Source organism: Prevotella sp. RM4 (genome assembly GCF_000701965.1).
Classification (GTDB): Bacteria; Bacteroidota; Bacteroidia; order Bacteroidales; family Bacteroidaceae; genus Prevotella; species Prevotella ruminicola.
Genome location: NZ_JNKG01000016.1, coordinates 71,406 through 97,242 on the forward strand (window position 1 = coordinate 71,406; position 25,837 = coordinate 97,242).

Below are 25,837 nucleotides of genomic sequence, written 5' to 3' on the forward strand. Positions count from 1 at the left end.
AAGAATCACTTTCCCACGCAGAAGTTTTTAAAGATATTTCCTAAAACTTCGTTGGGGGTGATTTGACCGCCGGTGATTTCGGCGAGGGTGTCAAGGGCTTGGCGGAGATCTTCACTCAGAAGGTCTCCGCTAAGTTGCATTTGGAGACCGTCGATCACGCGTTGGATGTTGTCGTGAGCACGCACCAAAGCGTCGTAATGACGGGCGTTGGTAACAATGATATCGTTCTCGGTTAGGGCAGGAATATTAGCTGCCTCGTAGATGGCTTGCTCTAACTCTTCGATACCGGTACCAAACTTAGCACTGATGGTGATAAATGGACGATTTAACAGTTTGTAACTATTGTTATCCGCCTTGTCGGCTTTATTTTTGATAACGATAAGTTTCTTGTTTTCAGTGTGTTGTATTATATCGTTAATTTCTTCTGTTGAAGGTTCTGCGTCAATCAGCCAAAGCACGATGCGGGCCTTGTCGATAGCGGCATATGTGCGGGTAATACCTATCTGTTCTACCTCGTCCTGGGTCTGTCGGATACCTGCTGTATCGATAAAGCGGAAGGTGATACCGTTGATGTCGATGGTGTCCTCGATGGTATCACGGGTGGTACCATGAACGTCGCTCACAATAGCGCGATCATCCTTCAATAAGCGATTCAGAAGGGTAGATTTTCCCACGTTGGTCTTGCCCACAATGGCCACAGGGATACCTTGCTTAAGTGCCTGACCTGTTTCGAAGCTTTTGGCCAAGCGGGTAATGTGATTGTCAATCGTTTTCGTTAAATCCATCAGCTCGCTGCGGTCGGCAAACTCCAAATCCTCGTGATCGGAGAAATCAAGCTCGAGCTCTAAGAGTGAGGTGAGCTTGAGCAGCTGTTCGCGCAGTTGGGCCAGCTTGGATGAAAAATGACCACGCAGCTGACTCATTGCTATCTGGTGGGTAGCCTGATTGGTTGAGGCTATCAGATCGGCTACAGCTTCGGCCTGCGAGAGGTCCATCTTGCCGTTCAGATAAGCACGCTGTGTAAACTCACCTGGGCCCGCCTGGCGACAACCATTGGCTATCAGCAAGGCTAACACCTTATTCAGGATATAACGTGAACCGTGACACGAAATCTCTGCGCTTTCTTCGCCCGTATAAGAGTGGGGGGCACGGAATACGCTTACCAGAACCTCGTCAATCGTCTCTTCGCCGTTCTTGATATGCCCATAATGAATGGTGTTGGGATGGGCGTTTGTGAGGTCCTTGGTAAATACACGGGAAAGAATCTCAAGTGTTTCGTTACCTGAGATTCTTACTATTCCTATTGCTCCGCCAGGGGCGGTAGCGAGTGCGCAAATTGTGTCGACCGACATTAAACGTTAAAGATTAAACATTAAAGATTAAACATTAGATGCGGTCGAGAACTTTTTCGATAAGGGTATCGATGCTGTTCTTGTACTCGGTGTTCATCTTCTGGGCGTAGCGGTTGGCGATAACCATGCAGCAGGTCATAGCACGATGACCCAGCAGCGATGCCATACCGGCGAGGGCTGATGACTCCATCTCGAAGTTGCAGATCTTCAAGCCATCATACTCAAAGCTCTCAATCTTCTCGTTCTGCTTGGGATCCTCGATGTTAGCACGCAGCACGCGACCCTGAGGACCGTAGAATCCGCCACACGAGATAGTATAACCACGAACCATATCGTCCTTTGCAATGCGGTCGATAAGCTCAGCATCGGCTACCGATACGTAAGGAGCACCCTTGATGGGGTTCCAGTTCATGTGCTGCTTAAAAGCCTCTTCAAGCTTCAGGTCGCACACCTTATTACGGTCGGCATAGTAGTTCAGCAAACCATCAAAACCAATGCTCTTTACGCTGGCTACGAAACATCCGGTAGGGGTGTTGGGCTGCAAACCGCCACAGGTACCGATACGTACCATGGTGAGGGTGCGATGCTCGGCTTTCTCCTCGCGGGTGTTATAATCGATGTTGGCGAGCGTGTCGAGCTCGTTGGCTACGATATCAATATTGTCGCAACCGATACCGTGACTCTGTACAGTGATGCGTTTGCCTTTATACATACCTGTGATGGTGTGGAACTCGCGACTGCTAACCTCACACTCCTTTGAGTCGAAGTGAGCTGCAACGGTGTCTACTCTGGCTGGATCGCCTACCAGCACCACCTTGTCGGCCAGCTGTTCTGGCTTCAGATGCAGATGGAAACATGAACCATCGGCATTGATAATCAGTTCTGATTCTGGAAAATTCTTCTTCATAGACTGTATGTATTATTTAATTTTACTTTTAATTTCTGCATTACGGATTGCTTTATCCAACTGTTTTACGTTGGCGTTCAACTCTACCACCTCGGCTTCGAGCTTCAGAATCTCGTTCTTCAGCACTTTTCTACCGTTGGTGTTGGCTGTGTGATACTGCTGGCGCAACTGGGCCAGGCGTGCGTTGGCGGTATCCAGCTTGCTCTGCTGTTCCACCAGCTCAGGGTAGAGCGATTTGGCTTCTTTCGATTGGAAGTTTACTGTCGCTTTACCTTTGTTGTTTGTTTTTTCGACTGATGTGCCAGCGGCGTATTTCTGCTTGATACGCTCGAGGGCAGCCTGACGCTCAGCGCCATCGCCCCAGGTATCAGCAATGCTGGTGATATCAGCCAGATTACGGATCTGCTCTTCTGAATACACGGCGCCATCGTAAGTCTTACGTGTCTCTGATGGCACGAAGATATAGATACATACCTTGCCCTCAGGCTGGCGACGATCGCTGGCGAAGTAACCGATACGGTTGGTTTCGTCGATAGCGTACATGTAGTCGTTGGCCTCAGAGTTGAAAGGCATACCGATATTCTCGGGTTTCAGGAATGAACCACTACGCGAGTCGTAGCGTGTCACAAAGATGTCGTAGCCACCAATACTCTCTTCGCCCTTACCGGCAAAGTAGAAGGTTACGCCATCGGCAAGCATAAAGGGGTAGGAGGCCTCGCTGATGCCCTCGCTGATACCAGTAAGGCGCTGCGCACGGCTCCATTCGTTACCCAGTTTGTCGGATGTGAAGAGCTGCTGCAGCGTGTCGACAGGCTGACTGAAGTACACCTTGTTACCCATCTCGTTGATGTAAAGGCAACCCTGCTGCTGATTGTTGAAGAAGGTGCCCGTAGGCATCAGCTTACCCGATTCGGATGAGAGTCGGATTGAAGCCAAGAACTGCTCCTTATCGGTTACGATACTGTCGATAATCACAATTTGCTGTGTCATCTCGCGCATATTGGTGATGCGTGGATCCTCCTGTAGCTCTTCGATCACAGGCACGGGCTTTGCTTTGGGCTTTACACGTTTACGTTTCTGTGCTGCCATCGGGAGCGACAGCAGTACGGCCAATGCAAGTATCGTAATCTTTCTCAGGTTCATATCTTATTCTTCTATTAGTTTGTTGTCAGCGTTCAGCGCGTTCCACATGCTGTAGCGGGCTTCAGGGTTCATCTGCTCGATAGCATCGTAGATGTGCTTGATGTCGGCGCGATGCGAGTGGGTCTCGTAGGGACAGAGTTTCTGCTGTTTCTGATACCCCTGCAACTCAGCGTATTGCTTGATGTCTTTCTCCTCGATCATACACAGCGGACGGATGATGGCGAGTGGCATCTTGCGCATCCTGAGTAGGGCGGGCATGGTGTCGAATCGGCCTTGGAAGGTGAGATTCATTAATGCCGTGTGCAGCAGGTCGTCCTGATGATGCCCTAAGGCAATCTTGTTGCAGTCTAATTCCTGCGCCAGATTAAACATCTGCTTGCGGCGGTTCCATGAGCACAGGAAACAGGGCGTCTTTTGCTTTCTTTTGAACTTTGAGCTTTGAGCTTTGAACTTTAGGTTCTCATTGCTCGCGATTTCCTCATCGGTAACCTCAAAACTAGTAGTTAGCACGTGGAGCTTTACGCCCAGGTTGTCGCAGAACTGCTGCAGGTAGCTGGTGTCGGTCTCGTAGTGGATGTTTGCCATCCTAACGTGCAAGGCCTCTACCGTAAAACGTGGGTGCTGTATGCGCGAGCGCTTGGCCAGCATTTCGAGCAACAGGAGCGAGTCCTTACCGCCCGATAGGCCCACGAGTATGCGGTCATCATCTTCTATCAGATGATAAGTAGCCATCGCCTTGACAAAACGCTCATTGAGACGATGCCAGAGGCGATGGCTCTCTTTATCTTGATTAAGCTTCTCCACGCAGATGCTTATCCATATTCAATGCAGCACGACGGCCATCACCCATAGCGAGGATGACTGTTGCACCACCACGCACGATGTCGCCACCAGCGAAGATCTCAGCACGAGACGACTGCATCTCCTCGCTCACAGCGATGGTGTTCTTGCGGCCCAGCTCCAAGCCCTCGATACTCTTTGGTACCAGTGGGTTTGGTGATACGCCAACGGCCACAATCACCTGATCAACATCGAGTGTTACGGTCTTACCCTCAACGGGAACAGGACTGCGGCGACCTGATGCATCGGGCTCGCCCAGCTCCATCACCTGCAGAACGGCCTGCTTAACGGCACCCGTCTCGTCGGCAATATACTCGATAGGATTATGCAGGGTGAGGAACTTAATGCCCTCTTCCTTAGCATGCTTCACCTCTTCCAGTCGGGCTGGCATCTCAACCTCACTACGACGATATACCAAAGTAACATCGGCACCCAGACGCTTGGCTGTACGACAAGAGTCCATAGCGGTGTTACCACCACCTACAACCAGTACGCTCTTGGCGGGGTTCAGTGGGGTATCGGTCTTGGGGTTGGCGGCATCCATCAGGTTCACACGGGTAAGGTACTCGTTTGATGACATGATGTTGATGCTGTTCTCGCCAGGGATATTCATGAAGTTTGGCAGTCCGGCTCCCGAACCAACGAAGATGCCCTTGAAGCCCTGAGCCTCAAGCTGCTCTACGCTGATGGTCTTACCCACAATCACGTCGGTCTGGAAGTGAACGCCCATCTTAGCCAGATTCTCGATTTCTACATCTACAATCTTATTTGGCAGACGGAACTCGGGGATACCGTACTTCAGCACACCACCGATTTCGTGCAATGCCTCAAATACATATACATCATAACCTTTCTTCACCATATCGCCAGCAAAGCTCAGTCCGGCAGGACCCGAACCAACTACGGCAATCTTCATACCGTTGGCTGGTGCAATCTCAGGCAGACTGATGTTGCCGCTCTCGCGCTCATAGTCAGCTGCGAAACGCTCCAGGTAGCCGATGGCTACAGCGGGCTCGTTCATCTTCAGGTGGATACACTTGCTCTCGCACTGCTTCTCCTGAGGACAAACACGTCCGCACACAGCGGGCAGGGCAGAGGTGTTCTTCAGCACCTTAGCAGCAGCCAGGAACTGACCGCGCTCGATGTTCTTGATGAACGATGGGATGTTGATGTTTACAGGACAGCCCTCAACACAAGTTGGCTTGGCGCAGTCCAGACAGCGCTTAGCCTCGGTCATTGCCATCTCCTTGGTAAGTCCGATGTTTACCTCCTCGGTACGTGTGGTAGCACGATAAACGGGGTCGAGCTCAGGCATAATCACGCGCTCAATCTGAGTGCGCTCTTTTGGTTTCATGCTCTTTCTGAGCTCATCGCGCCAAGCAGCGTTGCGGTCGGTCAGCACCTCGATGGGATCGTTGGTAGGATCGCTGTCCATCTTGATGTCGGTACCTTTAGCCTCGGCTTTCTCCTCGGCGTTCAGACTGTCCAGATGCTCCTCGTAGTGGGCCAGCTCCTCCTGCTCTTCGCGCTTAAAGGTGCCCATACGCTTAAACATCTCGTCCCAGTCAACCAGAGCACCATCAAATTCAGGACCGTCGATACAAACAAACTTGGTCTTGCCTCCGATAGTGAGTCGGCATGCGCCACACATACCTGTTCCGTCAACCATAATGGTGTTCAGGCTAACTTCGCAAGGAATGTTGTGCTTCTGAGCGGTGAGGTTCGAGAACTTCATCATGATTGGAGGTCCGATGGCGAATACCTTATCCACGTGTGGCTCCTGCTCAATGAATTTCTCGATACCAACGGTTACTACGCCCTTTTCGCCGTAGCTACCGTCATCGGTCATAATGATTACTTCGTCAGAACTTTCGCGTACCTTATCCTCAAGGATAATCAGGTCCTTTGAGCGACCTGCCATTACTGAGAGCACACGGTTGCCAGCAGCCTTCAGGGCCTGGATGATGGGCAGCATAGGAGCAACGCCCAGTCCACCACCTGCGCAAACTACCGTTCCGTAGTTCTCAATCTTTGTGGGGTTACCTAATGGACCAACCACGTCGGTCACATAGTCGCCCACATTCAGGGCACAGAGTTTTTTAGATGAGAGTCCCACCATCTGTACAACCAGTGTGATGGTACCCTTCTCGATGTCTGCGCCAGCGATGGTCAGCGGCATGCGCTCACCCTTCTTGCCTACGCGCACAATCACAAAGTTACCGGCTTTACGGCTCTTTGCAATCAGTGGAGCTTCGATCTCGAAGAGAAATACTTTCTCAGAGAACTGCTCTTTTCTAACGATTTTGTTCATAAGTATTTGTAAGTTGTTGATTAATCAATCATGTCGCAACCCATGTAGGGTACGAGTGCTGCTGGGATCTTGATACCGTTTTCGGTCTGATTGTTCTCCAGCAGGGCAGCCACGATACGAGGCAGAGCCAAAGCCGATCCGTTCAGTGTGTGGCACAGCTCGGTCTTCTTGGTCTCGCTGTTACGATAGCGGCACTTCAAGCGGTTAGCCTGGTAGGTGTCGAAGTTAGATACACTTGATACCTCGAGCCAGCGTCCCTGAGCCTCTGAGTAAACCTCGAAGTCGTAGCAGATAGCGCTTGTAAAGCTCTGATCGCCACCGCAAAGCAGCAGAATACGATAGGGAAGCTCTAACTTCTTGAGCAGGCCTTCAACGTGTTCCAGCATCTCCTTGTGGCTCTCCTTTGAGTGCTCGGGCTTATCGATACGTACAATCTCAATCTTCGAGAACTCGTGCAAACGGTTCAGTCCGCGAACGTCCTTACCGTATGAGCCAGCCTCACGACGGAAGCACTCTGTGTAAGCACAGTTCTTGATAGGCAGATCCTTCTCGTCGAGGATCACGTCGCGATAGATGTTTGTTACAGGTACCTCGGCTGTTGGGATGAGATAGAAGTCATCAACCTCGCAGTGGTACATCTGTCCCTCCTTATCGGGCAGCTGACCTGTACCGTAGCCTGATGCAGCATTAACTACTGTAGGAGGCATAATCTCGGTGTAGCCGCTCTTACGGGCCTCGTCGAGGAAGAAGTTGATGAGGGCACGCTGCAGACGGGCACCCTTACCGATATAAACGGGGAATCCGGCACCAGTGATCTTTACGCCCAGATCAAAGTCGATGAGGTTATATTTCTTGGCCAGCTCCCAGTGGGGCAGGGGATTAGCGATACCAAGTGATGGGTTAACGTCCCAGTTGCCAACGGTGTCGTTAGCGGTGCACTCCTTCAGGTTGCTCTTTACTACGTGGTTATCCTCAGCTACCTTGCCCTCGGGAACCTCGTCGTAAGGGATATTAGGAATCTGGCACAGCAGAGTGGTCATCTCCTCCTGAGCCTTAGCCATAGTCTCGTCGAGCTCCTTTGACTTCTCCTTGAGCTGAGCCACCTGAGCCTTTACCTGCTCGGCCTCGTCCTTCTTGCCTTCCTTCATCAGACGGCCTATCTGTCCTGAGAGCTGCTTCTGCTCGTTCAGGCATTTATCAAGTTCCTGCTGAGCTTCGCGACGCTGCTTGTCAACGGCCAGTACATTGTCGATAGCCTCCTTGGCGCCGGCGAAGTGTTTCTTCTCCAATCCGCGAATTACGCGTTCTGTTTCCTCATTGATGAGTTTGAGTGTTAACATCTTAAATACGTATTTATTAGTTTATATTCTTTATCTAAGGCGCAAAGGTACAAATAATCGGTTAAATAGCCAAAGAAATAAGCTAAAAAAAGCAGAAATCCCGCTACTCCTTGCGGAGTGCGGGATCCTGTTGTTTGTTTGGAATAAGTGTTTCTTAATAATTCTCTTAGGCCTCAGCGTTTGGAATTACTGATACAACGCTCTTGTTGTACTTGCCCTTGTGGAAGTTTACGGTACCATCTACGAGAGCGTAGAGAGTGTCGTCCTTACCGATGGCAACGTTGTTACCAGGATTGTGCTTTGTACCACGCTGGCGAACGATGATGTTACCAGCAACGCACTGCTGACCACCGAAGATCTTGATGCCAAGTCGCTGAGCTGCGCTCTCACGACCGTTCTTAGAACTACCTACACCTTTTTTATGTGCCATAATGTTGTTCCTCCTACGTTTTTAAGCGATTACCGACTTGATTACTACTTCTGTGAACTGCTCACGATGACCGTTGCGAACGCGATAGTCCTTACGACGCTTCATCTTGAAAACGATGACCTTGTCACCCTTTACGAGTGGGTTCACTACTTCACACACTACTTTTGCTCCGTCTACGGTGGGAGCGCCTACCTTTACTGCACCGTCAGCATCTACGAGCAGTACCTTGTCAAATTCAACAGTCTTGCCTGCCTCAACATCCTTGATGTGGTGCACGAAGAGCTTCTTGCCCTGCTCGGCCTTGAACTGCTGACCCTGAATTTCTACAATTGCGTACATTTGCTTTTTATTTGTATTTAGGGGTTTTTCCGCGAGGCGGCATACGTTCGTACACACTTAACTCTGCCCCAACGGACTCTAACGGGGTGCAAAGGTACATATTTTAATTGATAGTTGATAGTTTATAGTTGATAGTTTATTATTATTTATGAAAAATTAACCTTTCGGGTAGGGGTAAAAAAAAGAGCAATGACTTTCGCAAGCGATCGCTCCATATCTTCAATAGGTATTAGTCTTCTAAGGTAAAAAGATTGTTTTCAGGATAACGGTGGCAAAGGTAAGGCTTTTTTTGGAAACTCACAAATTTTTTCGCGTTTTTTTTTGACGAATCGGCTCTGTGTGCCTACACAAAGTTGCTATTTAAACAAAATTAACAAAAATTGCTATGTAAACGATTGCAAAATGGGGGTATTTTGATAGTTAAGAATTTAGAATTATGAACAAAGAGGAGGGGGTGATTTATTTAGTTGTTTTCTGAAGTTTTTTCAGTCGGCGTTGTGCGTCGCCGGCATCAGGGTATAATTCGAGTGCTTTCTGATAGTTGCGGATAGCGGCTTCGGTCATGTGTTCGTGCTCGCACTCGCGGCCCATGATGGTGTATTCGGCAGCCAGGCGCTTCAGCATCTCGCGCTTGGCATCCAGTTCGTTCTTCAGCTGGGCCATCTCTGCTTCGTGGTCGTCCTTCAGGCGTTCTATCTCGCGTTTCTGGCGATTGATAATCTCCAGCTTATGACGGATATAACGACGGATATGCGGCTTCTCGATATCGTAGCGCAGATGGATGGCTTTGAAGAATGAGTCGAGGAATGATTTGAAATCACCTCGGTCAAAGGCGGTTACGGCATCGTGGTATTCGCGGTCGGCCTTACCTTCCTGCAGGGCCTGGTTAATTATCTGCTGGTTGTTGTACTGATTGGCAAACCTTACTACCTCGGCGCGTACAAAGATATCGCTGGGGCGCAAGGGCTCTTTCAGTGTGATGCCTTCGAGCGATGTACAACGCGAAAGGGCCACATAAGTCTGTCCGCCTGCAAAAGCGCCACCGCCACCAAAGTCGATCGAGATTTGCGAGAATGTCAGTCCCTGACTCTTGTGTACCGTTATGGCCCATGCCAAGCGCAGCGGGAATTGGGTATAGGTGCCTAAAAGTTCTTCCTCAATTTTCTGTTCCTTCTCGTTAAAGGTGTAGCGCATGTTCTCCCAGATGTCGCGCTCCACGTCAAACTCCTCGTTATCTTCGGTCATCACGCCAATCACGCCGCCTTCCTCGTCGATATACTCGATGGTGCCCAGCGTACCGTTAACCCAACGCTTCTCCTTATCGTTCTTGATAAAGATAATCTGTGCGCCTGGTTTCAGGTGCAGCTCCATAGGGGTGGGCAACGAGCTCTCAGGGAAGTTGCCTTTGATTTCGCCCTTAAACATGCTCACTTCGCCGTCCAGCGCATCCAGTTGCTGGTCGTTGATGAAATCAACGGTATCCCTGCGGGCAGCGAGGGTTACTGTTAGTTGGGTGGTGGGTGATGGGTGTTGGGTGTTAGTGGTTTGTACGCGACTGTTCAGCGAATCCAGATCGTGCAGGGTGGCGGTGTTGTTGCGGATGCGATCCAGGATGGCGATAAACTTATCGTCGGTTTGGCGATACACCTTACGCAGCTCGATAGACACAATCGGCATGGTCTGCCACACTTTGGCGTTAAAGAAATAAGCCGAAGGGTAGAAGGGCTGCAACAGCTGTCGGTCGTCGTCCTTCAGCACAGGCTCCAGCTGGTAGATATCGCCCACCAGCAACAGCTGTTTGCCACCAAACGGCTCGGGGTTACGCGTGTACGCGCGTAATACCTTATCTATAAAGTCGATAATATCGGCACGCACCATCGATATCTCGTCGATGATAATCAGCTCCACCTCGCGTATCAGTTTGCACTGGGCGCCGTTATATTTCAGGGTTTTCTTCAGGTTCTTCCAACTGTACTGCACATCGTTGGGCAATAGCGGGTGGAAGGGGAGTTTAAAAAAGCTGTGAAGTGTTGAGCCACCTGCATTGATAGCTGCAATGCCGGTAGGTGCCAGTATCACGTGCTTCTTTTTGGTGTTCTTCGAAACGTAGCGCAGAAAGGTAGATTTACCAGTGCCCGCTTTTCCGGTTAGGAAAAGCGAGCGCCGTGTATAGTTGATGATTTGGAGAGCGTCTTGCCACTCTTTGTTGTCCAAATCAAGTTGCTGTTCTGCTTGCATTAATCTTTTTTCTCGGTAGCTTCGCCGTTATTGTTTGGTGTTGGTGTGGTGTTGGCGTTCTCGTGGTCGGCCTCACCGGTCTTGATACTGCCGTCGCCCTGCACCTCAATCAGTTCGCCGCTCTCCGAAACGTGGAGCGAGTCAACAGCGATTGAGTCGGAATCCGAAGGCATAGCCAGATAACCGCCGCAACCATACATAGCCTGTGTGAGCGAATTATCCTTTGATGCACCAAACTTAGCGTGATACTTCTGGAAGGCAGGATCCTTGAGCAAGCTACCCAGGAAGTAACCACAGATGGGCAGTGCCGTACGGTTACCCTGACCCAGCATACCCGAACGGAAGTGGATGCAACGATACTCGCCGCCTACCCATGCGCCACAAACCAGGTTAGGTGTGGTGCCGATAAACCAGGCATCAGAGTGGTTGTTTGATGTACCGGTCTTTCCACCAAAGTCGGTGTCGGTCACGTCATAACCTACAAATCCTCTCAGTCGTGAGCTGGTACCGCTCATACCACCCATCAGCAGCTGCTGTACCAGGAAGGCGCTGCGGTAAGGAATGGCCTGCTCGCCCTGTGTGGGAGCCTCGTAAATCACGTTACCGTCGCGGTCCTCAATCTTGCTTACCAGTACGGGATCGTGCTGTACACCATCGTTACAAGGTGTGCAGTAAGCGCTTACCATCTCCAGCAGGTTTACGTCGCTCGAACCCAGAGCCAAGGCTGGGGTAGCGTCGAGCTTGCTCTTGATACCCATGTCGTGGGCAGTCTTAACGATATTGTCGATACCGCACTCCTGACCCAGGCGAACGGCTACCGAGTTGATACTCATAGCAAATGCCTGCTTCAGGGTGATGTCGGCGTTCGAGAAACGTCCGTCGGCATTGGTTGGTGCCCATGTCACCTCCTCGCCGTGATCCATCACCTTCATCGAGAAGTACTCGTCCTTACGGGTGTCGCAAGGGGTGATGCCCTGATTCATGGCCTCGGTGTAAACAAACAGCTTGAAGGTAGAACCAGGCTGACGCATAGCGGTAACCTTGTCGTACTTCCAGGTCTTGAAGTCAACGTCGCCCACCCAAGCCTTTACGTGTCCGGTCTGAGGCTCGATGGCCACAAATCCGCAGTGCATAAAGCGCTCCATATAGCGCAGCGAGTCGAGTGTAGAAATCTCCTTCTCGATATAGCCAGTCTCGCTGTCGTAGTCGAACAGGCGTACCTTATGAGGCAGGTTCAGATAGTAATCGATAGAATCCTGATTATCCTCGAACTTTCTACTCAGATATTTATAATAAGGTGTCTTCTTGGCCAGATCCTCGATAAAGTGGGGAATCTCAACGTGGCGCTCGTCCTGCCAGGGATTAGTGCTGCCCCAGTGCGAGTTAAAGCTCTTCTGCACCTGCTTCATCTGCTTCACGGCAGCCTCCTCGGCATACTTCTGCATACGCGAGTCGAGTGTGGTGTAAATCTTCAGTCCCTCGGTGTAGTAAGCGTATTTGTTGTTCTCGCCGTAGTAGTCGGTACACCAACCCTTCATAAAGTCGGCCACAGCCTCGCGGAAGTAGTTCGCCTCGCCGTCGTAGGCATTCTCCACGCTATAGTCGAGCTTAATCTCCAGCTGCTTCAGCGAGTCGCACTCCTGCTTGGTCAGGTCGCCGTGCTGGTGCATCAGGTCGAGCACAATGTTACGGCGCTTCAGCGAGTTGTTGGGGTTAATCAGCGGGTTGTAGTAGGTGGTAGCCTTCAGCATACCTACCAGCACAGCTGCATTCTCGGTAGTGAGATCCTTTGGCGAGCAACCAAAGTAAGTCTTACAAGCTGTCTTGATACCGAATGCGTTCGAACCGAAATCCACGGTGTTGGCATACTGTGTCAGAATCTCGTTCTTATCAAAGAAGAACTCCAGCTTGTAGGCTGTAATCCACTCCTTACTCTTCAGGATGAGCATCTTGATACCGGGGATGTTACCCAGCAAACCTGTAGAATACTCCGAACGTGTACGGAACAGGTTCTTGGCCAACTGCTGTGTGATGGTTGATGCGCCACGTGCATCGTGATGAAGGGCGTAATCCTTCAGGGCAGCAGCAAAAGCCTGATAGTCGATACCATGATGACTGTAGAAACGCTCATCCTCGGTATCAATCAGGGCCTTCCAGAAGGCGGGGTTAACATCGTCGTAGCCTACAGGGGTACGGTTCTCGCTAAAGAACTTACCAATCTGTTTGCCATCGGCACTGAGAATCATCGAAGCCTCGGCTGGGCGCTTGTTCTTGATGGTGCTCATCGAGGGGCTCTTACCAAACAGCCACAGGAAGTTCATGTCAACGGCTCCTAAGTACAGGAAGAAAGCCACCACCAGCGAAGCGATGCCCACCAGTGTCTTTACGTACCAGGCACGTCCCTGATACAAGCCTTTATACCAAGGCCAGAAGCCTTTGATTTTCTGTTGAGCCAGATTCAGCCAGCCCATCATCTTTTCAGTTGTTTCGTTGCTCATAGTCTTGAGATATGTAACTATAAATTTGTTCTATTTCGTCAGGGTGAAACCACCTTATCTGTTCATCTTTCTTATACCATGTTAATTGTTTGCGTGCGTATCGCCTGGTGTTACCCTTTATACGTTCAACGGCCTCTTCCAGTGTCCAGGTGCCGTCGATGTAGGCAAACATCTCTTTATAACCCACCGTGTTGAGCGCGTTCATGTGGCGCATCGGGTACAAACGTTGTGCTTCGTCCAGCAGTCCGTCGGTCATCATCTGGTCAACGCGTTGGTTGATGCGGTTGTACAGTTCCTCGCGGTCGCGGTTCAGTCCGATTTTCACAATGCGGAACGGGCGTTCTTTCTTTTCGCGTTTGCGGAACGAGGTGTAAGTCTTACCTGTCATCAGGCATATCTCCAGTCCGTGCACCACGCGGCGAGGGTTCTGCTTGTCAACTATCTCGTAGTACTCAGGGTCAAGCTGTCGCAGCTCTTCCACCAGCGCTTCAAGTCCTTCGTCGGCCAGTCGGCGTTTCAGGGTTTCGCGCGTCTCATCGTCCACAGTCGGTATGTCGTCGATACCGTTGCACACAGCATCAATATACATCATACTGCCGCCAGTAAGCAGGGCATAGTCGCTATGCTCGAATTCGCGCTGCAGAATTTCCAGAACCTGTTGTTCAAAGAGCGATGCACTGTAGTAATCGTGCAGCGAGAGCGAACCCACAAAGTAGTGGGGCACTCGTCGCATTTGCTCGATTGTGGGACTTGCTGTCCCTATCTTCAGTTCCTTGTAAATCTGCCTCGAATCGGCATTGATGATAGGTATGCCAAAGTGCTGGGCTATGTCGAGACACAAGGCTGTTTTGCCTACGGCCGTTGGCCCTGTGATCACGATAAGCGTCTTAGCGGATGACACCTCTCTTCGAATTTTCGATAAACGAGCAGATATATTCTACCTCCTTAGAGTCGGGGTACTTAGCGCGGGCCTCGGCCACACCTTCCTTCATCATACCCTTAGAGTAGATGATACGGTAGGCATCGTGGATGGCCTCGATGGTCTCGTTCGAGAAACCACGACGGCGCAGTCCGATCAGGTTCACACCAGCATAGCGGATAGGCTCCTTACCTGCAATCACGTAGGGAGGAATGTCCTGACTGGTACGGCTACCGCCCTGGAACATTCCATATCCACCCACGTGCAGGAACTGGTGGAACAGACAGCAGGCTGAGATGATGGCGCAGTCGTCAACTACTACCTCGCCGGCAAACTTGGTTGAGTTGCCGATGATACAGCCGTTACCAATCTCACAGTCGTGTCCGATATGCATATTCTCCATCAGCAGGTTGTTGTTACCAACGGTGGTCTTACCCTTCGAGGCAGTACCACGACTGATGGTTACGTTTTCGCGGATTGAGTTGTTGTCGCCAATCTCGCAGGTGGTCTCTTCGCCCACGAACTTCAGATCTTGGGGCTTGGTAGAGATTGATGCACCTGGGAAAATCTCGTTGTTGTTACCCAGACGGGTACCAAAGTGCAGTGTTACGCCGTTATACAGCTTGTTGTTGTCGCCGATTACTACGTTCTTGTCGATCACGCAGAAAGGGCCGATAATATTGTTGTCGCCCAGTTTTGCCTCGGGGTCAACAATTGCCATTGGGTGTATCTGATTTGCCATTTTTCTTTGAACTTTGAACTTTATTTATTCTTCACAATCTGGGCGGTGAAGGTGGCCTCGCTTACTACGTGGTCGCCTACGAATACGTAGCCCTTCATTGATGAGATACCGTGACGTACGGGTGCCAGCAGCTCAACCTTGAAAATCAGGGTGTCGCCTGGTACTACCTTCTGACGGAACTTCACATCGTCTATCTTCATAAAGTAGGTGCTCCAGCGCTCGGGCTCCTCCAGGGTGTTCAGTACCAGCAGTCCGCCGCACTGGGCCATAGCCTCAATCTGCAGCACACCTGGCATTACGGGTTCCTGTGGGAAGTGTCCCTGGAAGAAAGGCTCGTTGGCGGTGATGTTCTTGATACCTACGATAGTGGTTGCGCCCAGCTCTACCACCTTATCTACCAGCTGCATGGGGTAGCGGTGTGGCAGCAGTTCGCGAATACGGTTCACGTCCATGATTGGCTCCTCGTTCGGATCGTAGATAGGTGCCTGGATCTCGTGCTTGCGAATCTCCTTGCGCATCATGCGTGCGAACTTATTATTAATGGTGTGGCCAGGACGTGTGGCAATGATACGTCCCTTGATGGGCTTGCCAATCAGTGCCATATCGCCGATGATATCCAGCAGCTTGTGACGTGTGCACTCGTTCTCCCACTGCAGGGGCTTGTGCTGAATGTAACCCAGGTCGGTAGCGTCGCGATGCTCAACGTGCAGCATATCAGCCAGCATGTCCAGACGCTCCTGAGTGGTCTGACGCTCGTAGATAACGATGGCGTTATCCAGGTCGCCGCCCTTAATCAGGTTGGCCTGCAGCAGAGGCTCGATATCGCGTACAAACACGAATGTACGTGCGCTGGCAATCTCGGTGGCATACTTAGCGGGGTCGTCGAGTGTTGCAAACTGCGAGTTGATAAACTTACTCTCGAACGAACACATAGCGGTGATGGTAAATGCATCGTCGGGCAGGATAGTGATGCACGATCCTGTCTGCTCGTCCTTAATCTCTATCTTCTTGCGGATGATATAGTAATCCTTGGGTGCGTTCTGCTCCTCGATGCCTACCTCCTGAATCTTGTTGACGTAGAGGATGGCCGAACCGTCGAGGATAGGGAATTCTGGACCGTTTACCTGAATCAAGCAGTTGTCGATGCCCAGTGCATAGAGGGCCGACAAGCCATGTTCAACGGTCGAAACGCGCGCATCGCCCTTAGCCAGTACGGTACCGCGCTGGGTATCGATTACGTTCTCGGCAATGGCGTCGATGATAGGCTGACCCTCCAGGTCGATTCGCTGAATCTTATAACCTGTATTCTCGGGTGCAGGGTTGAATGTAACGGTCAGGTTCAAACCTGTATGCAGACCTTTTCCGAACAAAGAAAAGCTGCCTTTCAGTGTTTTCTGTTTCATATCATTTATTTTCTTTTTTGCAACGGACAACAGGACTTTAGGATTTTTTTTATCACGAGGATTTTTTTCTTTCAGTCCTGTAGTCCGTTGCTAAATTATTATTTCTCCAGTTTTTCTTTCAGGGCGTCGATTTCGCGCTGCAGGGCGGCTACCTGGCGATACATGTCGGGCAGCTTGGCGTCGATGGCGCGTGCCTTGAAGTACATCTTTGGATTAACGGCGGGCGAACCAATCAGCTGCTCACCATTACCCTTGGTGTTGCTGATCACACCGCACTGGGCACCTACAAAGGTCTTGTCGGCCACCTGGATGTGTCCGGCAAATCCAGCCTGTCCGCCAACCATACACCAGGCACCAATCTTGGTGCTGCCTGCCAGTCCTACCTGGGCACTCATCACGGTGTTCTCGCCAATCTCACAGTTGTGAGCCACCTGAATCAGGTTATCCAGCTTCACACCCTTGCGGATGGTGGTCTGTCCCATGGTGCTGCGGTCGATACATGTGTTGGCACCAATCTCAACGTTATCCTCGATTACTACGATACCAATCTGTGGAATCTTATCGTAGCCCTCGGTGTTAGGTGCAAAGCCAAAGCCGTCGGCACCTACCACGCTACCTGCGTGTATTGTAACATTATTTCCAATCTTACATCCCTGATAGATGGTTACATGGGGGTAGAACAAGCATTTCTGGCCTACCTGTACGCCATCACCAATCACGGTGTGGGGATAAATCTGACAGCCGTCGCCGATCACTGCGCCATCGCCAATCACGGCAAACGCACCGATATACACGTTCTCGCCAACCTTAGCCTTGGGCGAGATTGATGCCAGCGGGTCGATACCCGTCTTGGCAGGCTTCATGCTCTCGTAGAACTGCAACAGCTTGGCCACGCACTCGTAGGCGTTCTTCACGCGAATCAGTGTGCAGCTTACTGGGCGCTCCAGTTCTACATCCTCGTTAATCAGTACTACGCTCGACTTGGTGTCGTAAATGTAATGGGTATATTTTGGGTTTGAGAGGAACGAAATGGCGCCCTCAACACCCTCTTCAATCTTAGCGAAAGTGCGAACGGCTGCATTCTCATTGCCTTCCACTCTTCCCTGTATCAGTTCTGCAATTTGTTTGGCTGTAAACTCCATATTGTTTGCAATTATTTAAAAATCCGTGCAAAGATAACTATTTTTCTTCAAATCTTTGATAACAAAGATAATATTTTCGTATTTTTTTTGAAAGTAACTGAACATTTAGCAGCTCCGAGGCTTCCGATATGTCTTTGATTTCGCCGTTTTTGTAAAGTATTTGTATCTTGTCATCATCTACGTTGTACATGTCCTTCTGGATGGTGTTCAGACTCATCAGATAGTGGGCGTCCTCGTAAGGTATGTCCATGTGCTGGGCAATGCTGCGCTTCAGCTCGTCAAGGCGCTCGGCTGTGGGCTCTTCCTCCAGCACCTCTACCTTGAAGATGTGGCGATCCAGCATGTCGGTAGCCAGTGTGGCCAGTATCTTGTCGCTGTGGTGCTTCCAGGCCTTCATGGCACTCCAGATGTCGCTGTCGTCAAGCTCGCTGTAGTACTGCAGCGCCTCGGCATGGGTGGCAAACCACTCGGCATCGATGTCGTTCTCCAGGAAGTAGAGTAGGGCGGGCGATGCAAACACCTGCTGGCCATTACGTATCAGCCACTTGGCGCGGTTCAGCATGTTTACCAGCACCTTTTCGTAAGCCACACATGTGCGGTGCAGATACACCTGCCAGTACATCAGGCGGCGGGTGGTCAGATAGTTCTCCAGCGAGTAGATACCCTTCTGTTCTACTACAAGCGAATCGTCTACCACGTTCAGCATCTTGATGATACGTGCGCTGCCAATGTTACCCTCGGTAACACCCGTGTAGAACGAGTCACGGCGCAGGTAGTCCAGTCGGTCCATATCCAACTGACTGGATATCAGCTGGTGCAGGAAGTTCTTTGGATACTCGCCTTTGAATATCGATATGGCCAGGTTCAGCTGTCCGTTCAGCGAGCGGTTAATCTCCTCCATCATCATCAGCGAAATCTCCTCGTGACTGATGCCGCTAATCAGCGTGTTCTCCAGTACATGCGAGAACGGACCGTGACCGATGTCGTGCATCAGGATGGCGGCCTGTACCGCCTCGGCTTCCGAGTCGAAGATAAACTGTCCCTTCTGTTGCAGGTTCTGTATAGCCTCGCTCATCAGGTGGAAAGCACCCAGTGAGTGCTGGAATCGCGTATGCCTGGCCCCAGGATACACCACAGAGGCCAACCCCAACTGATTGATGCGGTTCAGCCTCTGAAAAAGCGGGTGCTCTACAATCCCGTAGAGTATGCCGCGTGGTATCTTGATAAACCCGAAAACCGGGTCGTTGATGATCTTAACTTCGCCCACTTGTTACATTGAACATTGACCATTGAACATTGACCATTGACCATTAGCAGATTCCTGCCTCGGTCAGGATCTGCTTCATCTGCTGCTGCAGCTCCTGGGCCTTCTGTCCAGCCACCTCGTCAAAGTCCTTCTCGTTGCTGGCGTAGATAATGCCGCGAGAAGAGTTAACCAGCAGACCGCAGTCCTTAATCATGCCGTACTTGCAAACCTCCTCCAGACTACCGCCCTGAGCACCAACGCCAGGAACCAGCAGGAAGTGGTTAGGAGCCAGCTTACGGATGTCCTCAAACATCTGTCCCTGTGTGGCACCAACTACGTACATCATGTTCTCGTCGTTACCCCATTCCTGACTCTTCTTCAGTACCTTCTCAAACAAGCGCTCGCCATTCTCGTCCTTCATCAACTGGAAGTCGTGACTGCCCTTATTGCTGGTAAGAGCCAGCAGCACCACCCATTTGCCGTCGTAGCCCAGGAATGGTGTAACGCTGTCTTCGCCCATGTAAGGAGCAACGGTCAGCGCATCTACATTGTACTGCTCAAAGAAAGTCTTGGCGTACATCTTCGATGTGTTACCGATATCGCCGCGCTTGGCATCGGCTATAATCAGGTGCTTGGGATAGTTCTCCTGCAGATATTCGATAATGCCCTCGAAAGCAGCCATACCCTCAATGCCGTAAGCCTCGTAGAAGGCCAGGTTGGGCTTGTAGGCCACACAGTAGGGAGCAGTAGCATCAATAATGCGGGTGCTAAACTCAAACAGCATGCCGAAGGTCATCTCTTCCTCCTCATACTCTTTCTTCACAATCTCCTTCAGGCCTTTGGGCATCTTGTCCAGGTCTGTGTCCAGTCCCACGCACAGAAAGCTCTGCTTCTCGCGAATCTGTTCAATCAGTTCTTTTCTGGTCATATCTGATTTAATTATTTAATTCTTTAATGTTTAATGTATTAAAGTTCATTTTCCTTCATGCGCTCAGCATTCTCAGCTACGGTCAGCGCATCAATCATGGCCTGAATATCGCCACCCAGGAAACCCTGCAGATCGTGTGTGGTATAGCCGATGCGGTGATCGGTTACACGACCCTGTGGGAAGTTGTAGGTGCGAATCTTAGCCGAACGGTCGCCGGTAGAAACCAGACTCTTACGACGGTTAGCGATATCGTCCACGTACTTCTGGTGCTCCTTATCATAAATAAAGGTGTACAAACGAGAGAGTGCGCGCTCCTTGTTCTTAGGCTGGTCGCGGGTCTCGGTACACTCAATCAGGATCTCCTCGGTCTCGCCAGTGTTAGGGTTCTTCCACATGTAACGCAAGCGTACACCCGATTCAACCTTGTTCACGTTCTGACCACCGGCACCACTCGAACGGAAGGTATCCCACTTGATCTCACCCTCGTTCACGTGTACCTCAAACTTGTCGGCCTCGGGCAGCACGGCTACGGTGGCAGCACTCGTCTGCATACGCCCGTTGCTCTCGGTCACTGGCACACGCTGCACGCGGTGTACACCACTCTCGTACTTCAGTGTACCGTAAACGTCGGCACCTGTTACCGAGAAGTCAACCTCCTTAAATCCGCCCACGGCACCCTCAGATACGTAGGTAATCGACACCTGCCAGCCCTTCGACTCGCAGTAGTTCTTGTACATCTTAAACAGGTCGCCAGCAAACAGGGCAGCCTCATCGCCACCTGTTCCTGCACGTATCTCCATTTCTACGTTCTTGGCATCTTCTGGGTCTTTCGGTATCAGCGCAATCTTAATTTCCTCCTCCAGCTGTGGCTGTAACTCCTCGTTTATAGCCAGTTCCTCGCGTGCCATCTCCTTCATCTCAGGGTCGGTCTCGTTAGCCAGAATGTCCTTAGCCTCCTTAATACCGTTCAAGCACGCAATATAACGTTTGCGGGCGTCCATAATATCGCCCAGGTCCTTGTATTCCTTAGTCAGTTTAACGAATCTCTGCTGGTCGGCAATCACGGCGGGGTCGGTAATCAGGGTCGAAACCTCCTCGAATCGTGCCTCCAGTCCATCTAATTTTTGAAGAATGCTGTTACTTGTTTCTGCCATCTTATTTATATATATTATATTTGGGCGGCAAAGTTACAAAAAAATGCGAAGATTTCAAAATATTTTTGGGTTTTAATGTTGTTTTTCTGTTTTTTATCGCTATCTTTGTGCCCAAAAATGTACCAACATATGTCATTACTTAAAAAAACTTTTCAGTTTTCATGGATAGCCCTAGTAGCAACCGTGATGCTTCTCTCATCGTGTGACAAAGCTCAGCAGAGTCATGATTTGGAATTCGATCGTGTGCATAACATCATGCGATATTCTGATTCCATCCCTCGTACCGTCGATAGTTTGATGGCGCTGGGTGAAATCAGTCAGATGTGTGCCGACTTTTATAATATGTCGTATAACATGAGCCGTAATGTAAATCGTTCATGTATGATTGCTGATAGCGCCTTGGCGCGTCCAGTCGTCACAGAACGGGATCGCATCTATCACTTCCTGATAGCAGCCAATAATTCTGAGCTTGACTACGTGAGTCGTCACTACGAGTCGGGTTTGCGAAAGGCTCAGCAGTTGGTCAACAGTGTTGATACCAGTTTTATCAATCGCCACTATCTGCTGCAAACGGGCTATCTGTTGGCCTATAACAATCTGGCACTTTGCTATATCCTTCTGGAACGTTCAGCCGAGGGTGAAAAGTACATGCAGCATGTGATGAAGCTGATTGATCAGTTTGAGAAAACGTCTGTAAACGACTCTGTTGCACAGCATAATTGGGCGTCTAAGCGTACGCAATTCGCTGTTGCCGCTATGATTTCTTATTGTAATATGCACCAATGGGATGAGGCAGAGGCCTGGATGAATCGTGCAGAAAAATATCTTCAGAATATGGCGGATAATCCTCGTGTCGATAAGTCGCTTTACCCCATGTTCTGCTATCAGGTTAGTTGCGTCAAAGCCTATATTCTCGAAAAGGCAGGCCATCATCAGGAGGCTGCTCAGGCCTATGACGAATTTACGAAGAACCCCTTTTCTAAATCAGTTGCTGCTCGTATCAATTCGGTTTCATATCTCAATAGTAGTCATCGTTATGAGGAGGCCGAGCGTAATATCAATGATGTTGAAACTGTGATGGGGCAGTTGGGCATGAAGATGGATCTTGAGACACTTAACGGTATTGTTAAGTTAAAGTTCGATGCCCATATGGGTGCAGGTCATCGCGACTCTGCCCTTGCCGTAGCTACACGCATTCTTGACAGACTCGATTCGGCTGAGGTATGGCAGAGACGTGACAAGACAGCCGAGTTGGCTACCATCTATGATATGAGTAAGAAGGATGCCGAGATTGCCGAAAAAGAGGCTAAGATCAACCAGATGCGCATAGTTGTACTGTTGATAGTGATTGTGCTGCTTTTGGTGTTCTTCTTTATTTATGCCTTCACTCGTCGTCGTGCGGCTGCCAGTCTGAACCAGAAGAACGAGCAGCTGTTGATAGCCAATGCCCGTGCCGAGGAAGCATCGCGCATGAAGACCAGGTTCATCCAGCAGATTTCGCACGAGTTCCGTACGCCTCTGAATGTGCTTTCGGGTTTTGCTCAGGTGCTCACAGATTCGGATGCCTATCTCGACGAGAACATGCGTCAGGATGCCAATCACCAGATTCTCGAAAATACCAACCGCATTACCAACCTGGTTAATAAGATGCTGGAGCTGTCGGATGTGAGCAGTCGTACGGTCATCGATCTTACCGATCAGGTATCAGTTGAACAGATAGCCACCGATGCTATCGACGCTTCGGGTATAGCCGATGCCGATCATTTAGTGTTCGAGATGCAGGCAGGCATCGAGGCTTCGTCGGTGCGTATCGCCACCAATAAGCGTGCAGCTGTTCGTGCGCTTGCGCTGTTGCTCGATAATGCACGCAAGTTCACGGCGCCAGCCGAGGCCTACGGTCATCATGACGCTGCTGATAAGAAACAGCGTGCCGTCTTGAAGGTAAGCATTACCGATACGCTTGTGCAGTTCATCGTCGAAGATACAGGTATGGGTGTTCCTGCCAATCAGGCTGAGCGCATCTTTGATGAGTTTGTACAGCTCGATGAGTATTATGATGGTACAGGTATCGGACTCACGGTAGCCCGCAGTTTTGCCCGTCGTTTGGGTGGTGATGTGAAGCTCGACACTACTTATACCGCTGGTGCCCGCTTTGTGATGACACTTCCGAGAAAATAACCCAAAAAATAAAGTGGCAGTGAGAATTACCTCGCTGCCACTTTGTTTTTCGTGCAGTTTTTTACATTCTACTTTTACTTCTTGTTATTCATCTTATTCTTGATTGCATTAATCAGAGAATTAAGCAGAGATGTAGAAGTATTTGTATCCTGATTACCATTTGTACCTGTTGTAGTGATCAGTGAAGTGGTAGGTGTCAACATCATAACACCACCAGGAAACAGTATCCATCCGTCACCACCTTTAACAGCCTTGAGCTGCGCTCTTTCTAATTGTTTCATAATTGTTGATTTAATTAATTTGTAATTGTACTTTTGAATTATTTGAAAACAGTTTTTTTATTCCTTGGCAAATGTAAGCAAATAATTTGGATGATGCTAATAATAGCTGTTTTAATTAACGTAGTTTAAATAAATATTAACAGAATGTTAACAAACTTGAAGTTATTGTTTTATTTGCCATTTTCTTGCTAACTTTGTGGCCAGATTGCTAAAAAACAAGGTAAATGAATAAACCATTCCCAATATTCACTCAACACGATGTGATGGAATGTGGCCCAACCTGCTTACGCATGGTGATGGCCTATTATGGGCGCAACTATCCGCTGGAACGGTTGCGCGATATGTGTCATATACAGCGCGATGGCGTGTCGCTACTCGGTGTTGCTGAGGCTGCCGAGCAGTTAGGCATGCATACCACAGGCGTGAAAGCTACGCTGCAACAGTTGGTCGACGAGGTTCCGCTTCCGTGTATCCTGCATTGGAATCAGGGGCATTTTGTAGTGCTCTACAAGGTGAAGCGAACCAAAGAGGGGCTACAGTTCAAGGTGGCCGATCCTGTAGGTCAGCGTGTCACCTATACCGAGCGCGAGTTTTTGCGCTACTGGGCTTCGGATACCGAAGAAGGACAGCCCGCAGGTATCGCCCTGATGCTGGAGCCAACACCCGATTTTAATTGCGACGAGTATGTCGAGGATGACAGCGACCGCAAGGCCCGTAAGCGCAGCCTTATGCTGTTGCTGTCGTATATGCGACCTTATAAGCGGCTCATCGCGCAGCTGTTCTTAGGGCTCACGGTGGTCTCGCTGCTGCAACTGGTACTGCCGTTCCTCACGCAGGCTATCGTCGATTTCGGTATCTCGCGCCAGGACCTCGGTTTCATCGTCCTGGTGCTTATTGCGCAGCTGATGCTCATGATAGGTAGCACCTCGGTACAGTTTATCCAGAGTTGGATACTGCTACATGTTTCTACGCGCGTAAACCTGTCGCTCTTGTCCGACTATCTGGCCAAGCTGATGCGTTTGCCTTTCAGCTATTTCGATACGCGCCTTACAGGTGATATCCTGCAGCGTATCGACGATCACGACCGTATCCAGACGTTCCTCACGGGTAGCAGCCTGTCGCTGATACTCTCGCTGTTCAATATCGTGGTGTTCGGTGCCGTTATCCTCATTTACGACTGGCGCATCTTCTTTATCTTCATGCTGGGCAGTGCGCTCTATGTGCTCTGGGTGCTGCTGTTCATGCGCCGTCGTGCCAAGCTCGATACCAAGTTGTTCGCCCAGAACGCGGCCAATCAGAGTAAGATTGTGCAACTCATCGATGGTATTCAGGAGATTAAACTCAACACCTGCGAGCAGCAGAAACGCTGGGAGTGGGAGCGTGTGCAGGCGCGCATCTTCCGTCTCAATATCAAGAGCCTGGCGCTCAATCAGTATCAGGAGTCGGGTGCCACGTTCATCAACGAGGTGAAGAATCTGGTTATCACGGCGCTGGTGGCCATGCTGGTACTTCGTGGCGATATGACACTCGGTATGATGCTGTCGGTGCAGTATATCATCGGTAGTCTGAATGGTCCTGTCAATCAGCTGGTCGATTTCATCCATCGCTATCAGGATGCCCGCCTCAGTCTGGAGCGTCTGCAGGAGGTGTACGAGAAGGACGATGAGGTGCAGCCCGATCGCCAGCTTATCAGCCAGGTGAGCGGCGATGGTGATATCCTGATCAAGAATCTTACCTACCGTTACGATAAACTGAACGACAAACCTACACTCGACCATATTGATGTGGTGATACCTCACGGCAAGACCACGGCGATTGTCGGACTGAGTGGTAGTGGTAAGACCACGCTGCTCAAGATGATTCTCGGCTTCTATAAGCCCGATGCCGGCGAGGTGGTGATTGGCTCGTCGGATCTGGAAAACTACGACAAGCGTGCATGGCGCAGGCATTGTGGTGTGGTAATGCAGGATGGCTTTATCTATTCCGATACCATCGCCCGCAATATCGCTGCCGGTTTCGAGGTGATTGATACCGAGCGACTGGTGCAGGCAGCTCGCGTGGCCGAGATCGACGATTATATCCGCCAGTTGCCGCTGGGTTATAACACCAAGATTGGTGCCGAGGGCAGTGGCTTGAGTCAGGGTCAGAAGCAGCGCATCCTGATAGCCCGTGCCGTGTATAAGAATCCCGACTACGTGTTCTTCGACGAGGCTACCAACTCGCTCGATGCGCAGAACGAGCATGCCATCATCCAGAATCTGGCTGGCTTCCTGCATAACCGTACGTCGCTCATCATTGCCCACCGACTCAGTACGGTGGTAGATGCCGACAATATCCTGGTGATGAGCGAGGGTCGCATTGTCGAGTCGGGTAATCACGCCCAGCTGTTAGAGCGTCGCGGCATCTATTACGAACTGGTAAAGAACCAACTGAATGTTTAGCAGAA

20 protein-coding genes are annotated in these 25,837 nt (G+C 50.4%); 2 read left to right on the forward strand and 18 right to left on the reverse strand.

Features of this window, described 5'->3' with window-relative positions; genetic code table 11:
• Nucleotides 1–5 precede the first annotated feature (5 nt).
• The 17 genes from mnmE to prfA all read right to left on the reverse strand — a co-directional run bounded on the left by mnmE (nucleotide 6) and on the right by prfA (nucleotide 20,932).
• Nucleotides 6–1,352 (reverse strand): tRNA uridine-5-carboxymethylaminomethyl(34) synthesis GTPase MnmE, encoded by a 1,347-nt coding sequence (gene mnmE, locus T499_RS0113065; protein ID WP_033151337.1) that lies wholly within the window; start codon nucleotides 1,350–1,352, stop codon nucleotides 6–8.
• Nucleotides 1,353–1,386: 34 nt separating this feature from the next.
• A complete protein-coding gene (locus tag T499_RS0113070; RefSeq protein ID WP_013064290.1) occupies nucleotides 1,387–2,259 on the reverse strand; it encodes a nucleoside phosphorylase in 873 nt (290 codons plus the stop codon).
• Nucleotides 2,260–2,271: 12 nt separating this feature from the next.
• Nucleotides 2,272–3,402: a hypothetical protein gene (locus T499_RS0113075; RefSeq protein WP_157054618.1), complete on the reverse strand. Its 1,131-nt coding sequence runs from the start codon at nucleotides 3,400–3,402 to the stop codon at nucleotides 2,272–2,274.
• A gap of 3 nt (nucleotides 3,403–3,405) precedes the next feature.
• Nucleotides 3,406–4,206, reverse strand: coding sequence for a tRNA 2-thiocytidine biosynthesis TtcA family protein (locus T499_RS0113080; RefSeq protein WP_033151338.1), 801 nt, complete (start codon nucleotides 4,204–4,206; stop codon nucleotides 3,406–3,408).
• Nucleotides 4,193–6,553: a bifunctional dihydroorotate dehydrogenase B NAD binding subunit/NADPH-dependent glutamate synthase gene (locus T499_RS0113085; protein WP_013063141.1), complete on the reverse strand. Its 2,361-nt coding sequence runs from the start codon at nucleotides 6,551–6,553 to the stop codon at nucleotides 4,193–4,195. Before T499_RS0113085 ends, T499_RS0113080 begins: the two co-directional genes overlap by 14 nt.
• A gap of 20 nt (nucleotides 6,554–6,573) precedes the next feature.
• Complete coding sequence (gene serS / locus T499_RS0113090) at nucleotides 6,574–7,893, reverse strand: serine--tRNA ligase (RefSeq protein WP_013065156.1); 1,320 nt, start codon at nucleotides 7,891–7,893, stop codon at nucleotides 6,574–6,576.
• A gap of 166 nt (nucleotides 7,894–8,059) precedes the next feature.
• Nucleotides 8,060–8,323 (reverse strand): 50S ribosomal protein L27, encoded by a 264-nt coding sequence (gene rpmA / locus T499_RS0113095; protein ID WP_013064241.1) that lies wholly within the window; start codon nucleotides 8,321–8,323, stop codon nucleotides 8,060–8,062.
• A 21-nt stretch (nucleotides 8,324–8,344) separates the two neighbouring features.
• Nucleotides 8,345–8,662, reverse strand: coding sequence for a 50S ribosomal protein L21 (gene rplU / locus T499_RS0113100; RefSeq protein WP_013063597.1), 318 nt, complete (start codon nucleotides 8,660–8,662; stop codon nucleotides 8,345–8,347).
• A 459-nt stretch (nucleotides 8,663–9,121) separates the two neighbouring features.
• A complete protein-coding gene (locus T499_RS0113105) occupies nucleotides 9,122–10,900 on the reverse strand; it encodes an ATP-dependent DNA helicase (RefSeq protein ID WP_033151339.1) in 1,779 nt (592 codons plus the stop codon).
• Entirely contained in the window at nucleotides 10,900–13,398 is a 2,499-nt protein-coding gene (locus T499_RS0113110; protein ID WP_052173758.1) for a transglycosylase domain-containing protein, read from the reverse strand. The genes T499_RS0113105 and T499_RS0113110 overlap by 1 nt, the downstream gene beginning before the upstream one ends.
• A complete protein-coding gene (gene miaA / locus T499_RS0113115; protein ID WP_033151340.1) occupies nucleotides 13,379–14,299 on the reverse strand; it encodes a tRNA (adenosine(37)-N6)-dimethylallyltransferase MiaA in 921 nt (306 codons plus the stop codon). The genes T499_RS0113110 and miaA overlap by 20 nt, the downstream gene beginning before the upstream one ends.
• Entirely contained in the window at nucleotides 14,286–15,059 is a 774-nt protein-coding gene (gene lpxA, locus T499_RS0113120) for an acyl-ACP--UDP-N-acetylglucosamine O-acyltransferase (protein WP_033151341.1), read from the reverse strand. The genes miaA and lpxA overlap by 14 nt, the downstream gene beginning before the upstream one ends.
• Before the next feature lie 20 nt (nucleotides 15,060–15,079).
• Nucleotides 15,080–16,471, reverse strand: coding sequence for a bifunctional UDP-3-O-[3-hydroxymyristoyl] N-acetylglucosamine deacetylase/3-hydroxyacyl-ACP dehydratase (locus T499_RS0113125; protein ID WP_143040074.1), 1,392 nt, complete (start codon nucleotides 16,469–16,471; stop codon nucleotides 15,080–15,082).
• A gap of 89 nt (nucleotides 16,472–16,560) precedes the next feature.
• Nucleotides 16,561–17,604 carry a UDP-3-O-(3-hydroxymyristoyl)glucosamine N-acyltransferase gene (lpxD, locus tag T499_RS0113130; protein WP_013064825.1) on the reverse strand — a complete coding sequence of 348 codons (1,044 nt, stop codon included), beginning with the start codon at nucleotides 17,602–17,604 and terminating at the stop codon, nucleotides 16,561–16,563.
• A 37-nt stretch (nucleotides 17,605–17,641) separates the two neighbouring features.
• Entirely contained in the window at nucleotides 17,642–18,871 is a 1,230-nt protein-coding gene (locus T499_RS0113135; RefSeq protein WP_033151342.1) for an HD domain-containing protein, read from the reverse strand.
• Nucleotides 18,872–18,914: 43 nt separating this feature from the next.
• Nucleotides 18,915–19,778 (reverse strand): orotidine-5'-phosphate decarboxylase, encoded by an 864-nt coding sequence (gene pyrF / locus T499_RS0113140; protein WP_033151343.1) that lies wholly within the window; start codon nucleotides 19,776–19,778, stop codon nucleotides 18,915–18,917.
• 38 nt (nucleotides 19,779–19,816) lie between these two features.
• On the reverse strand, nucleotides 19,817–20,932 hold the full coding sequence (prfA, locus tag T499_RS0113145; RefSeq protein WP_013063878.1) for a peptide chain release factor 1: 1,116 nt from the start codon (nucleotides 20,930–20,932) through the stop codon (nucleotides 19,817–19,819).
• 129 nt (nucleotides 20,933–21,061) lie between these two features.
• Here prfA and T499_RS0113150 point away from each other — a divergent pair, with 129 nt between their 5' ends.
• A complete protein-coding gene (locus T499_RS0113150; protein WP_198021307.1) occupies nucleotides 21,062–23,110 on the forward strand; it encodes a tetratricopeptide repeat-containing sensor histidine kinase in 2,049 nt (682 codons plus the stop codon).
• A 74-nt stretch (nucleotides 23,111–23,184) separates the two neighbouring features.
• On the opposite strand, the gene T499_RS0113155 is transcribed toward T499_RS0113150, so the two are convergent.
• Entirely contained in the window at nucleotides 23,185–23,391 is a 207-nt protein-coding gene (locus tag T499_RS0113155; protein ID WP_033151345.1) for a hypothetical protein, read from the reverse strand.
• 224 nt (nucleotides 23,392–23,615) lie between these two features.
• Here T499_RS0113155 and T499_RS0113160 point away from each other — a divergent pair, with 224 nt between their 5' ends.
• On the forward strand, nucleotides 23,616–25,832 hold the full coding sequence (locus T499_RS0113160) for a peptidase domain-containing ABC transporter (protein WP_033151346.1): 2,217 nt from the start codon (nucleotides 23,616–23,618) through the stop codon (nucleotides 25,830–25,832).
• The last annotated feature ends 5 nt before the right edge of the window (nucleotides 25,833–25,837 follow it).

Coding starts and splice junctions, on each gene's coding strand:
- mnmE (WP_033151337.1), bottom strand. CDS start 1,352: ATGTCGGTCGACACAATTTGCGCACTCGCTACCGCCCCTGGCGGAGCA.
- T499_RS0113070 (WP_013064290.1), bottom strand. CDS start 2,259: ATGAAGAAGAATTTTCCAGAATCAGAACTGATTATCAATGCCGATGGT.
- T499_RS0113075 (WP_157054618.1), bottom strand. CDS start 3,402: ATGAACCTGAGAAAGATTACGATACTTGCATTGGCCGTACTGCTGTCG.
- T499_RS0113085 (WP_013063141.1), bottom strand. CDS start 6,553: ATGAACAAAATCGTTAGAAAAGAGCAGTTCTCTGAGAAAGTATTTCTC.
- serS (WP_013065156.1), bottom strand. CDS start 7,893: ATGTTAACACTCAAACTCATCAATGAGGAAACAGAACGCGTAATTCGC.
- rpmA (WP_013064241.1), bottom strand. CDS start 8,323: ATGGCACATAAAAAAGGTGTAGGTAGTTCTAAGAACGGTCGTGAGAGC.
- rplU (WP_013063597.1), bottom strand. CDS start 8,662: ATGTACGCAATTGTAGAAATTCAGGGTCAGCAGTTCAAGGCCGAGCAG.
- T499_RS0113105 (WP_033151339.1), bottom strand. CDS start 10,900: ATGCAAGCAGAACAGCAACTTGATTTGGACAACAAAGAGTGGCAAGAC.
- T499_RS0113110 (WP_052173758.1), bottom strand. CDS start 13,398: ATGAGCAACGAAACAACTGAAAAGATGATGGGCTGGCTGAATCTGGCT.
- lpxA (WP_033151341.1), bottom strand. CDS start 15,059: ATGGCAAATCAGATACACCCAATGGCAATTGTTGACCCCGAGGCAAAA.
- lpxD (WP_013064825.1), bottom strand. CDS start 17,604: ATGGAGTTTACAGCCAAACAAATTGCAGAACTGATACAGGGAAGAGTG.
- pyrF (WP_033151343.1), bottom strand. CDS start 19,778: ATGACCAGAAAAGAACTGATTGAACAGATTCGCGAGAAGCAGAGCTTT.
- prfA (WP_013063878.1), bottom strand. CDS start 20,932: ATGGCAGAAACAAGTAACAGCATTCTTCAAAAATTAGATGGACTGGAG.
- T499_RS0113150 (WP_198021307.1), top strand. CDS start 21,062: ATGTCATTACTTAAAAAAACTTTTCAGTTTTCATGGATAGCCCTAGTA.
- T499_RS0113155 (WP_033151345.1), bottom strand. CDS start 23,391: ATGAAACAATTAGAAAGAGCGCAGCTCAAGGCTGTTAAAGGTGGTGAC.
- T499_RS0113160 (WP_033151346.1), top strand. CDS start 23,616: ATGAATAAACCATTCCCAATATTCACTCAACACGATGTGATGGAATGT.